This is a genomic window from Acidovorax sp. GW821-FHT09B03 (genome assembly GCF_059418305.1).
The window spans coordinates 1-10,915 of the sequence record NZ_JBWKPP010000039.1 but is presented as its reverse complement, the minus strand read 5'-3'; the positions used below and the strand labels follow the sequence as shown (position 1 = coordinate 10,915).

Genomic DNA, 10,915 nt, shown 5'->3' with positions numbered 1-10,915 from the left:
AACAAGGACCCGGAGGCGCCGATCTTCAGTGTGGCCGACTATGGGCTGGAGGCGGATCTGTTCACGGCCGTGCCGGAACTGGTCAAGGCGCTGTAAGGCGGCCTGACGGCACCAACCGCCACAGAAGGGCATCGCTTGCGGTGCCTTTTTTTTGAGTTTTTCTTAGAACCTGTTCAAGATCTTTTTGATGCCGCGTTGGAGTGCAATCGGGATGAGTGGATGCTTCGGATGCGCCGCATGGGCTCGTGCCCATGCAAGCAGCCGGGGTGTCCAATCGCCCGATTTCACTCCAACCCGGAGGGCAAGTGCCTTTTCGGGCGGTCTGCGGCGTTGCGGCGCTTGCCGATAGCACGGGCTATCGGCTGCGCCCCGCGCCTAGCATCCCATCCCGAAAAGGGACTTGCGCGGCTTCAAAAAGATCTTGAACAGGTTCTTATATCTCGGAGACACCCATGAGTTACACCGCCCCGGTCAAGGACATGCTGTTCGACATCGAGCACCTGGCCAACATTGAACAGATCGCACAGATTCCCGGCTTCGAAGACGCGGGCCTCGACACCGCCCAGGCCGTGCTCGAAGAGTGCGCCAAGTTCAATGAGGGCGTGCTGGCTCCGCTGAATTTCGAGGGTGACAAGAACCCCTCGAGCTGGAAGGACGGCGTGGTCACCACCACCCCGGGCTTCATGGAAGCCTTCCGCCAGTATGGCGAAGGTGGCTGGCAAGGCCTGCAGCACCCGGCCGATTTCGGTGGCCAGGGCCTGCCCAAGACCATCGGAGCCGCCTGCATCGAGATGTGCAACAGCGCCAACATGAGCTTCGCGCTGTGCCCGCTGCTCACCGATGGCGCCATCGAGGCGCTTCTCACGGCCGGCAGCGACGAGCTCAAGGCCACCTACCTTGAGAAGCTGGTGACCGGCGAGTGGACCGGCACCATGAACCTCACCGAACCCCAGGCCGGCTCCGACCTGGCCCTGGTGCGCACGCGTGCCGAGCCCCAGCCCGACGGCAGCTACAAGGTCTTCGGCACCAAGATCTTCATCACCTATGGCGAACACGACATGGCCGCCAACATCGTGCACCTGGTGCTGGCCCGCGTGCAGGGCGCGCCCGAGGGCGTCAAGGGCATCAGCCTGTTCGTCGTGCCCAAATTCATGGTCAATGCCGACGGCAGCCTGGGCGCACGCAACGATGCGCACTGCGTGAGCATCGAGCACAAGCTCGGCATCAAGGCCAGCCCCACGGCCGTGCTGCAGTTCGGCGACCACGGCGGTGCCGTGGGCTACCTCGTGGGCCAGGAGAATCGGGGCCTCGAGTACATGTTCATCATGATGAACGCCGCGCGCTACGCCGTGGGCGTGCAGGGCATCGCCGTGGCCGAACGCGCCTACCAGAAGGCTGTGGGCTACGCCAAGGACCGCGTGCAAAGCCGCCCCGTGGACGGCTCCATCGCCGCCAGCGCACCCATCATCCACCACCCCGACGTGCGCCGCATGCTCATGACCATGCGCGCCTACACCGAGGGCTGCCGCGCCATGGCCACCGTGGCCGCCGCTGCGTACGACGCCGCGCACCACCACCCCGATGCCGAGGCGCGCAAGCAGAACGCCGCGTTCTATGAATTCATGGTGCCACTGGTCAAGGGCTACAGCACCGAGATGAGCCTGGAAGTCACCAGCCTGGGCGTGCAGGTGCACGGCGGCATGGGCTTCATCGAGGAAACCGGCGCCGCGCAGTACTACCGCGACGCCAAGATCCTCACCATCTACGAAGGCACAACCGCCATCCAGGCCAATGACCTCGTGGGCCGCAAGACCGCGCGCGACGGCGGCCAGACCGCCAAGGGCATTGCCGCCCAGATCGAGAAGACCGAAGCCGAGCTGCTGGCCAACGGCAGCCCCGCCGCCAAGGCCGTGGCGCGGCGCCTCGCGGCCGCGCGCCAGGCCTTCCTGGATGTGGTGGACTTCGTCGCCGGTGGCACCAAGACCTCGCCCAACGCCGTGTTCGCCGGCAGCGTGCCCTACCTCATGCTGGCAGGCAACCTGGTCGCCGGCTGGCAGCTGGCACGCAGCCTGCTGGTGGCGCAGGCGCTGTTGCACAAGGGACAGGACAGCGCCTTCATGCAGGCAAAAATCACCACGGCGCAGTTCTATGCCGAGCACATCCTGGTCAAGGCACCGGGCCTGCGCGACAGCATCGTCGAAGGCGCCGACAGCGTGACCGAGCTGGCGCTCGACGCATTCTGAGCACCAGGGGGAGACAGGCCGGGCCGGCGCATTGCGCGCGCGCCCGGCGCCCCATGAGAACCTGATTTATCCATCCATCCTTTCAACCCGGAACCCACCTGCCATGTCCAAGCTGCCCCCCGCCTTGCAGAACCTCTCGCTGCCCGTCATCGGCTCGCCGCTGTTCATCATCAGCAACCCCAAGCTCGTGATCGAGCAGTGCAAGGCCGGCGTGGTGGGTTCCATGCCGTCGCTCAACGCCCGCCCTGCCGAACTGCTCGACGAATGGCTGGCCGAGATCACCGAGACGCTGGCGGCCTACAACAAGGCCAACCCCGACAAGCCGGCCGCGCCCTTCGCCATCAACCAGATCGTGCACAAGAGCAATGACCGCCTGGAGCACGACATGCAGGTCTGCGCCAAGTACAAGGTGCCGATCATCATCACCAGCCTGGGCGCGCGCGAGGACGTGAACCAGGCCGTGCACGCCTGGGGCGGCATCGTGCTGCACGACATCATCAACAACAAGTTCGCGCACAAGGCCATCGAGAAGGGCGCCGACGGCCTGATCGCGGTGGCCGCCGGTGCCGGTGGCCATGCGGGCGTGAAGAGCCCGTTCGCACTGATCCAGGAAATCCGCCAGTGGTTCGACGGCCCCATCGCGCTCAGCGGCTCCATTGCCAGCGGCGACGCGGTGCTGGCCGCGCAGGCCATGGGCGCCGACTTCGGCTACATCGGCTCGGCCTTCATCGCCACGCACGAGGCGCGTGCGAGCGACGAGTACAAGCAGGCCATCGTTGCCGGCAGCTCCGACGACATCGTCTACAGCAACCTGTTCACCGGCGTGCACGGCAACTACCTGGCGCCCTCGATCCGTGCCGCCGGCATGGACCCGGACAACCTGCCCGAATCCGACCCGAGCAAGATGAACTTCGGCGGCGACGCCAAGAAGGCCTGGAAGGACATCTGGGGCTGCGGCCAGGGCATCGGCGCCATCGACGCCGTGACCAGCACCGCCGACCTTGTGGCGCGCCTGCGCAGCGAATACCAGGCCGCCCGCGCGCGCCTGGCGCTCTGATCGCCTGGCTGCGCCAGCGGTCACCGGGCCTTGCCGGCGGCCCGTCCGGGCAGCCAGTGCCTCGTCCTAGGCCACCCCGGTTCGCCCGAACCCCCTTCTGCGCGGGCGCTTGGCAGCGGGTGCCCGCGCAGGCTCGGCAAAGCGCAAATTTCTGTAACAAGCGATAATCAGCGGCTTTTGCCCGCATCGGCGGGCGGGTCATTCCATTTCGCTCCTTCCGTCTCCATGTCCTCCGCCACCTCTCGCACACCCCTGATCGACATGGTCAAAGGGCTGGCGTGCGCCGCCATCGTCTGCCACCACCTGGCCTTCTACGGCCCGATGTCCGACATCGCCCAGCCGCTGGCGCCCTGGCTGATGGCCTGGCTCTACGACTACGGCCGCATGGCCGTGCAGGTCTTCCTGGTGCTCGGCGGCTACCTGGCGGCCGCCAGCCTGGCGCCCCAGGGCGTGGCACGCTTCGACAGTGCCGGGGCGGCGATCACCCGGCGCTTCGTGCGCCTGGTCGTGCCCTATGCGGTGGCGCTGCTGCTGGCCGTGCTGGTGTCGGCGCTGGTGCGCCCCTGGATGGACCACCACTCCGTGCCCGACGAGCCGACGCTGGCGCAACTGCTGGCGAATGCGCTGCTGCTGCAGGACATCGTGGGCGAGGACGCCCTGTCGGCCGGTGTCTGGTACGTGGCCATCGACTTCCAGCTGTTCGCTCTCAGCGTGCTGGTCTGGGCGGCTGTGCGGGCGCTGCCCGGTGGCTGGGCCCGGCGCCACGGGCCGCTGATCGGCCAAGGCCTGCTGGTGGCCCTCACGGCCGCCTCGCTGTGCCTGTTCAACCTGGACAGCGCGCTCGACATGTGGGGCTGGTACTTCTTCGGTTCCTACGGCCTGGGCATGATGGCCTTCTGGGCCGTGAAGTCGCCCCGCGCCACCGGCTGGCTGGCCCTGATGCTGCTGCTGGGCGGCGTGGCACTGGCCCTGGAGTTCCGAGGCCGCATCGCACTGGCGCTCGCCGCCGCCGTGCTGCTGGTGGCCGCCCTGCGCTCGGCACCACTGCGCCAGTGGCAGGGCGTGGCGCCCCTGGTCCGGCTGGGCCAGATGTCGTACTCGGTCTTCCTCGTGCACTTCGCCGTGTGCCTGCTGGTCAACGCCGTCGTCGGCCACCTGTTCCCCACGGCGCCAGTGGTCAACGCCCTGGGCATGGTGCTGGCCTTCACCCTGTCGCTGATGGCCGGGCGGCAGCTCTACGAGCGCGTGGAACGCCATGTGCCCACCTGGTCCATGGCGCTGCGCTGGCAGGCCGGGCTGGTGGGGGCGGGCATGCTGGTCGCGGTCAGCAGCCACTGGGCATAGCATTCGGACCATCCCCCTGAGGCGCTGCGCGCCTAGGCCGGTTTGCGCGAACTCTGCTTGTCTCGGGACGCCAGAAAGGGCTCCCGTAGGGGTCAACCCGGCGGCAGGCCCTCGCGCCGCTTGCGCTGCTTGTCCAGGAACCAGGCCATGAAGGGCAGCAGCAGCATCGAGCCGGGGATCACCCAGATGAACAAATAGGGGCTGACCGACGAGGCCGAGCGCATCACGTCGCGCAGCTGGTCGCGCTCCTCGGCGGTCCAGTTGCCCTCGCGGCGCTGCTTCATGAGCCAGGCGACCGATCCCTTCATGGTCGCGATCTCGCGCTTGAGGCGGCTCTTTTCGCGGCTGTTGCCGGCCAGGAACGAGCAGAACCATTCGGGCGCGCGCTCCATCCGCTGCTGGAAGGCGGTGGTGGAGTCCGGGTCGAACGCGGTCGGCACAGCCGCCAGGGCCGCAGCCGTGGCGTTCGGATCATCGGGAAGCTGCGGGGGCGCGCTCATGGTCTTCAATTGTCGCTGCAAGCCATGACAACGCAAACACCTGTTGCAATTTGCGGCGGTTGCGCCACGGCCATTGCCACGGGAGAGTGGCTACCTGTGCAATTCGCCCGCTGCTTCCGGTTGGTACAGGATCGCCTTGACGCGCACCGTCATCGGCTTGCCGCCGGGGCCGGGCCAGACCAGGGCGTCGCCCACCGCCAGGCCCAGCAGCGCGCTGCCCACGGGCGCGAAGATCGACAGGCGGTCGGCGCTGCCGTCCATGTCGCGCGGGTAGACCAGCGTCAGGCAGAACTCCTTGCCGGTTTCCTCGATGGCGAACTGCACCGTGGAGTTCATGGTCACCACATGCGGCGGGATCTCCTCGGGGGGCACCACCTCGGCGCGGTCGATCTCGGCCTGCAGATCGGCCTTGCCGGGGAAGACGCTGGCCGGGATGGCGGCCAGCAGGGCTTCGATGCGGTCGACGTCCAGGGACGACAGGATGATCTGGGGCTTGCGCGCCATGGGGTACCTCGCTCGGTGGTGGTTGCAAAGCGCGGGACTATAGGCCGGCTGGCACGGTTTGCCGGCAATCTCGCACTGCACCGTGCGGGCATTGGTGCCCGGCGCGGGGAATCGGTCAGTCCCCCTTGATGTTGCGCGCCTTGATCAGCGCGCCGAAGCGCGTGCTGTCGATCTTCGCGCGCTCGTTGAAGTCGGCGGGCGACATGGGCGCGGGCACGCCGCCCAGGGCCGTGATGCGCTCCTGCACGGCGGGCGTGGCCAGCACCTTGTTGATCTCGCGGTTCAGGCGCGTCACCACCTCGGCCGGGGTGCCCGCGGGCGCATAGAAGCCGAACCAGGTATCGGCATCGAAGCCCTTCAAGCCCACCTCGGCCAGCGTGGGCACGTCGGGGAACAGCGGCGAGCGCTTGGAACTGCCCACGGCCAGCAGGCGCAGCTTGTTGGCCTTCACGTGCTGCAGGCCGATCCCCGGGTCGAACATGAAGTCCACCTGGCCGCCCAGCAGGTCCTGCATGGCGGGCGCAGCACCGCGGTAGGGCACGTGCACGGCAAACACATTGGCCTGGGCCTTGAGCATCTCGGCCGCCAGGTGGGGCGAGCTGCCATTGCCCGGCGTGCCGAAGCTCACCTTGCCCGGGTTGGCCTTGAGGTAGGCCAGAAACTCCTGGACGGTGTTCACCGGCAGCGTGGGCCGCACCTCCAGGAACACCAGCACGCGCGCCGCGGCGGCCACGGGCACCAGGTCCTTCACCGGGTCGAACGGCATCTTGGGGTAGATGTGCGGATTCACCGAGACCATGCCGCCCGAACTCATGAGCAGCGTGTAGCCATCGGCCGCCGACTTGGCCACGGCCTCGCCACCAATGTTGCCGCCCGCGCCGCCCCGGTTCTCCACCACCACGGGCTGGCCCAGCGCCGCCTGCAGCGGCACCGTCACCGCGCGCGCGATCTGGTCGGCCGCGCCGCCCGCCGGGAAGTTGACGATCACCTTGATGGGCTTGGCGGGGTAGGTGTCCGCGTGAACGCCAGTGGACAGCAGGGCGCTGCCCGCGAGTGCCGCCAGGGCGAGTGCGCCGGCCAGGCGGCGGCCATGGGATGGGGAAGGGTTCTGTGGGTTGTCGTGCGTCATGTCATGTCTCCTGAAACGGGGGCGCCCGGTCATCCGGGTCTGCTGGGTTGGCGTGCTGCGATAGGGGCTTTTTGCTCAGGCCACGTCGATCTCCACCAAGATGGGCCGAGGGTGCGCGAGTGCATCGCGCAGCACCTGGTGCAGCTGCGCTGCGTCGTCCACATGCACGGCATCGCAGCCCTGGCCGCGGGCCAGCGCCAGAAAATCGAGGTCCGGCAGCTCCGTGCCTTCGAGCTTGTCCTCGGGCCCGAAGCCGAAGGTCGGCGCAAACTCCTGCAGCGCCGCGTAGCGCCGGTTCTTGAGGATGATGAAGGTGATGGGCAGCTGCAGCTGCGCCGCGCTCCACAGCGCCTGGATGGAGTACATCGCCGAGCCATCGCCCAGCAGGCCGATGACCTTGCTTTCTGGCCGTGCCAGCGCTACGCCCACGGCGGCCGGCATGGCGTAGCCCAGGCCGCCGCTGCACATGGTGTAGAAGGTCTCGCTGTGCAGGATGGGCAGGTGGGCATGCATGGCGGCGCGCGAGCTCGGCGCCTCTTCCACCACGATGGAATGTGCATCGCGCACCTCGGCCAGTGTCTGCATCACGTAGGGCACGCCCATCAGCGCCGAGGGCTCGGCACGCGGGCGCACCGCGCGCAGCGGCGGGGCGGGGCGCTTGCGCGGGGCCGGGCGGGCCAGCAGGTCCTGTACGCCCAGGCGCACACCACCCACGGCCGAGGTGCCCTCGGGCGTCCAGGCGGCCGTGCCCGGGTCCTCGATCAGCTGCACCAGCTGCGCACCGGGCGGCACGTGCGGGCCGTGCCCTTCCACGTGGTAGGTGAAGGCAGCAGCCCCGAGCGCAAACACCAGGTCGTGCCCGCCGAGCAGCGCCACGATCTTCTCGCGCATGGCCGGCAGCACGCCGGCAAACAGCCGGTGGTCCTGCGGAAAGCCGCAGCGCCCCGACATGGGGGCGATCCACACGGCGGCGTTGTGCCGCTCGGCCAGCGCCAGCACATCGTCCCAGGCGCCATCGCGGTCGACTGCGGCACCGACCACGAAGACCGGGCGCTCGGCTGCGTCGAGCGCGTCGCCGATGGCGCCCAGCACGTGCGGCTCGGGCCGGGTCTCGGTGCTCACGCTGCGGGCCTGCAGTGGCTCGCAGGGCTTGTCCCAGTCGTCGGCGGGGATGGACACCAGCACCGGCCCGCGCGGCTGCTGCATGGCGATGTAGTAGGCGCGGGCAATGGCCAGCGGCACGTCCTCGGCGCGCGCGGGCTCCACGCTCCACTTCACGTAGGGCTTGGGCAGCTCCGTGGCCTGGCCCGAGAACAGGAAGGGGTCGAACGGCAGGATCGAGCGCGCCTGCTGCCCTGCCGTGATCAGCATGGGCGTGCGGTTCTTGTGCGCCGTGAAGATATTGCCCATGGCGTGGCCCACGCCAGCGGCCGAATGCAGGTTCACGAAGGCCGCGTTGTGCGTGGCCTGGGCATAGCCATCGGCCATGCCCACCACCACCGACTCCTGCAGGCCCAGCACGTAGCGGAAGTCTTTCGGGAAATCGAGGAACAGCGGCAGCTCGGTCGAGCCCGGGTTGCCGAAGATGGTGTCGATGCCGAAGCCGCGCAGCAGGTCGAGCACGACCTCGCGCACGGTGGGGCGCGGGTGGGTGGCAGAGGGCGCGTCGGTGGCGCGGGGCGCGGTGGCCTGGAGCATGGCGAAGGGACGGTGCGGGTGGAAAGCACCGATCTTCGACCCCCTGGCAATATCCATCAATACAATGAAGCGACTAAGTGGTATCAGCACAATGCATATCAAGGACATCGACCTCAACCTGCTGCGCCTGTTCGATGCGGTCTACCGCACGCGCAGCGTGAGCCGCGCAGCCGAGCTCATGGACCTGACCCAGCCCGCGGCCAGCCAGGCGCTCACGCGGCTGCGCCTGTTGATCAAGGACCCGCTCTTCGTGCGCGCAGGCGGCGGCGTTCAGCCCACCCCCCGGGCCGACCGCCTGGCCGACGCCGTGCGCAGCGCCCTGGGCACGCTGGAGCAGGCGCTCAACGAATCGGCCCTGTTCGATCCGCTGCAGTCGCGCAAGGTGTTCCGCATCCACATGAGCGACATCGGCGAGGGCCGCTTCCTGCCCGACCTGATGCTCGCACTGCGCCAGCAGGCCCCCGGCGTGCGGCTCGAAACCCTGCCCGTGCCGCGCGAGCAGATCGCACCGCTGCTGGACAGCGGCCGCATCGACTTCGCCTTCGGCTTCCTGCCCGCGGTGAAGGACACGCAGCACGTGCAGTTGCTCAACGACCGCTACATCGTGCTGCTGCGCGAGGGCCACCCCTTCGCGCGGCGCCGGCGCAGCGGCGCGGCTTTGCTCGACGATCTGAAGCAACTCGAATTCGTCGCCGTGCGCTCGCATTCGGACACGCTGCGCATCCTGGCGCTGCTGCAGCTCGAAGACCGCCTGCGCCTGACCACCGAGCACTTCATGGTGCTGCCCTCCATCGTGCGCGGAACCGACCTGGCCGTGGTCATGCCGCGCAACATCGCGCAAGGCTTCGCTGCGGCCGGTGGCTACACCATCATCGAGCCCGCGCTGCCGCTGCGCGACTTCACCGTGTCGCTGCACTGGAGCAAGCGCTTCGAGGCCGACCCGGGCAACCAGTGGCTGCGCGGGGTGATCGAGGGGCTGTTCCGGGAGTAGCCGGCGGTGTGTGGGCCCTGTGGCTGTGTAAACCGCTACCCAACGCGCCATCCATCGGGTACTATACTGTATAAATATACAGTATCTGGCGTCACGCTGACTGCGCGCCCGCCAGCTATCCGTACCCCCATGTCCAACCCCATCGGCCCACCCATCGACGACGAGAACGCCCCCCAGGTGATGCAGGACGTGCGCATCCCCTTGCAGGCCGTGCGCGGCCGGGGCGCGGCCACGGCGCTGGCGCACCGCTTTGTGCGCGATACGCGCGAGGCGGTGGACGATGGCTGGGATGTCCCTGTGGACGAAGAGGGCGACGAAGCACCCGCCCCACCCGCCACGCGCGTGCACCTGGAGACGGCCAAAAGCGCCATCTGCGCCAACGACTCGCCGGACATTTACTTCGATCTCTCGGTCAACCCCTACCGGGGTTGCGAGCACGGCTGCGTGTACTGCTACGCGCGGCCCACGCACAGCTACCTCAATATGTCGCCGGGGCTCGATTTTGAAACGCAGATCATCGCCAAGCACAACATCGCCGCGCTGCTGCGCGATGAGCTGGGCCGGCCCAGCCATGTGCCGCAGCTCATCAACATCGGCTCGGCCACCGACTGCTATCAGCCCGTGGAGCGCGAGCTGAAACTCACGCGCGGCCTGATCGAGGTGATGCGCGACATGCGCCACCCGTTCTCCATCATCACCAAGTCCGCCGGGGTGGAGCGCGACCTCGACCTGCTGGCCCCGCTGGCCGCCCAGCGCCTGGCGGCCGTGTACGTCACCATCACCACGCTCGACCCCGCCCTGGCGCGCCGCATGGAGCCACGCGCCGCCGCGCCCCACCGGCGCCTGCGCACCATCCGCACCCTGGCCGAGGCGGGCATCCCCGTGGGCGTGAGCGTGGCGCCGCAGATCCCCTTCATCACCGAAGACATGGAGCAGGTGCTGCAGGCCGCGCACGAGGCCGGCGCGACGAGTGCCTTCTACACCGTGCTGCGCTTGCCGTGGGAGCTGAATGCGCTGTTCCGCGAGTGGCTGGAGCTGCACTATCCCCAGCGCGCGGCGCGTGTGTTGGCGCGCGTGCAGGATCTGCACAGCCTCGATCCGGCGCAGCGGGCTGCCGGCAAGGTCTATGGCAGCGACTTTGCCACGCGCATGAAGGGCTCGGGGCTGTGGGCTGATCTGCTGCGGCAGCGGTTTTCGGCTACCTGCCGGAGGTTGGGGCTCAATCGGGTACGGACGGAGCTGGACCTGACGCAGTACCGGGCTGCGTATGCCCGTAATCAGGGGTGTTTGTTTTAGTCGATTGGCTTGCCTGATCGGTCGGTGCGTGGTGCGTGGTGATGGTGTCTTTGGTTGCTTTGTGCTTTGTGCTTTGGTTGAGGGCGGAGGCCGGGATGTGCGCCCGGCGGCGCAGTAACTTTCTCTTGCGTCGCCAAGAGAAAGTCACCAAAG

Annotated in this window: 9 protein-coding genes and 1 pseudogene; 6 read left to right on the top strand and 4 right to left on the bottom strand. The window is 68.2% G+C overall.

The window, feature by feature from the left end:
- The 4 genes and pseudogenes from AC07PA_RS32540 to AC07PA_RS32525 form a co-directional block, all read left to right on the top strand.
- A pseudogene (locus AC07PA_RS32540) lies at positions 1 to 96 on the top strand (electron transfer flavoprotein subunit alpha/FixB family protein); the annotation flags it as partial.
- Between the two features lie 356 nt (positions 97 to 452).
- On the top strand, positions 453 to 2,243 hold the full coding sequence (locus tag AC07PA_RS32535; protein ID WP_494610344.1) for an acyl-CoA dehydrogenase: 1,791 nt from the start codon (positions 453 to 455) through the stop codon (positions 2,241 to 2,243).
- A 103-nt stretch (positions 2,244 to 2,346) separates the two neighbouring features.
- A complete protein-coding gene (locus tag AC07PA_RS32530; protein ID WP_494610345.1) occupies positions 2,347 to 3,300 on the top strand; it encodes an NAD(P)H-dependent flavin oxidoreductase in 954 nt (317 codons plus the stop codon).
- A gap of 225 nt (positions 3,301 to 3,525) precedes the next feature.
- Positions 3,526 to 4,644 (top strand): acyltransferase family protein, encoded by a 1,119-nt coding sequence (locus tag AC07PA_RS32525; RefSeq protein ID WP_494610346.1) that lies wholly within the window; start codon positions 3,526 to 3,528, stop codon positions 4,642 to 4,644.
- Positions 4,645 to 4,736: 92 nt separating this feature from the next.
- Here the strand turns inward: AC07PA_RS32525 and AC07PA_RS32520 are convergent, their stop codons facing one another.
- The 4 genes from AC07PA_RS32520 to mdlC form a co-directional block, all read right to left on the bottom strand.
- Entirely contained in the window at positions 4,737 to 5,144 is a 408-nt protein-coding gene (locus tag AC07PA_RS32520) for a hypothetical protein (RefSeq protein WP_007856421.1), read from the bottom strand.
- A gap of 90 nt (positions 5,145 to 5,234) precedes the next feature.
- Positions 5,235 to 5,648 (bottom strand): nucleoside diphosphate kinase regulator, encoded by a 414-nt coding sequence (rnk, locus tag AC07PA_RS32515; protein ID WP_494610347.1) that lies wholly within the window; start codon positions 5,646 to 5,648, stop codon positions 5,235 to 5,237.
- Positions 5,649 to 5,763: 115 nt separating this feature from the next.
- Positions 5,764 to 6,777: a Bug family tripartite tricarboxylate transporter substrate binding protein gene (locus AC07PA_RS32510; RefSeq protein ID WP_494610348.1), complete on the bottom strand. Its 1,014-nt coding sequence runs from the start codon at positions 6,775 to 6,777 to the stop codon at positions 5,764 to 5,766.
- A gap of 75 nt (positions 6,778 to 6,852) precedes the next feature.
- Entirely contained in the window at positions 6,853 to 8,475 is a 1,623-nt protein-coding gene (mdlC, locus tag AC07PA_RS32505) for a benzoylformate decarboxylase (RefSeq protein WP_494610349.1), read from the bottom strand.
- Between the two features lie 91 nt (positions 8,476 to 8,566).
- Here mdlC and AC07PA_RS32500 point away from each other — a divergent pair, with 91 nt between their 5' ends.
- Positions 8,567 to 9,466, top strand: a complete 900-nt coding sequence (locus AC07PA_RS32500; protein WP_494610350.1) for a LysR family transcriptional regulator — start codon at positions 8,567 to 8,569, stop codon at positions 9,464 to 9,466.
- Between the two features lie 180 nt (positions 9,467 to 9,646).
- A complete protein-coding gene (locus AC07PA_RS32495) occupies positions 9,647 to 10,762 on the top strand; it encodes a PA0069 family radical SAM protein (protein WP_494610351.1) in 1,116 nt (371 codons plus the stop codon).
- Positions 10,763 to 10,915 lie beyond the last annotated feature (153 nt).

What these genes read in the sequence shown, in the direction of transcription:
- mdlC (WP_494610349.1), bottom strand. Translation starts at nt 8,475, where the DNA reads ATGCTCCAGGCCACCGCGCCCCGCGCCACCGACGCGCCCTCTGCCACC.
- AC07PA_RS32495 (WP_494610351.1), top strand. Translation starts at nt 9,647, where the DNA reads ATGCAGGACGTGCGCATCCCCTTGCAGGCCGTGCGCGGCCGGGGCGCG.
- AC07PA_RS32520 (WP_007856421.1), bottom strand. Translation starts at nt 5,144, where the DNA reads ATGAGCGCGCCCCCGCAGCTTCCCGATGATCCGAACGCCACGGCTGCG.
- rnk (WP_494610347.1), bottom strand. Translation starts at nt 5,648, where the DNA reads ATGGCGCGCAAGCCCCAGATCATCCTGTCGTCCCTGGACGTCGACCGC.
- AC07PA_RS32535 (WP_494610344.1), top strand. Translation starts at nt 453, where the DNA reads ATGAGTTACACCGCCCCGGTCAAGGACATGCTGTTCGACATCGAGCAC.
- AC07PA_RS32500 (WP_494610350.1), top strand. Translation starts at nt 8,567, where the DNA reads ATGCATATCAAGGACATCGACCTCAACCTGCTGCGCCTGTTCGATGCG.
- AC07PA_RS32530 (WP_494610345.1), top strand. Translation starts at nt 2,347, where the DNA reads ATGTCCAAGCTGCCCCCCGCCTTGCAGAACCTCTCGCTGCCCGTCATC.
- AC07PA_RS32525 (WP_494610346.1), top strand. Translation starts at nt 3,526, where the DNA reads ATGTCCTCCGCCACCTCTCGCACACCCCTGATCGACATGGTCAAAGGG.
- AC07PA_RS32510 (WP_494610348.1), bottom strand. Translation starts at nt 6,777, where the DNA reads ATGACGCACGACAACCCACAGAACCCTTCCCCATCCCATGGCCGCCGC.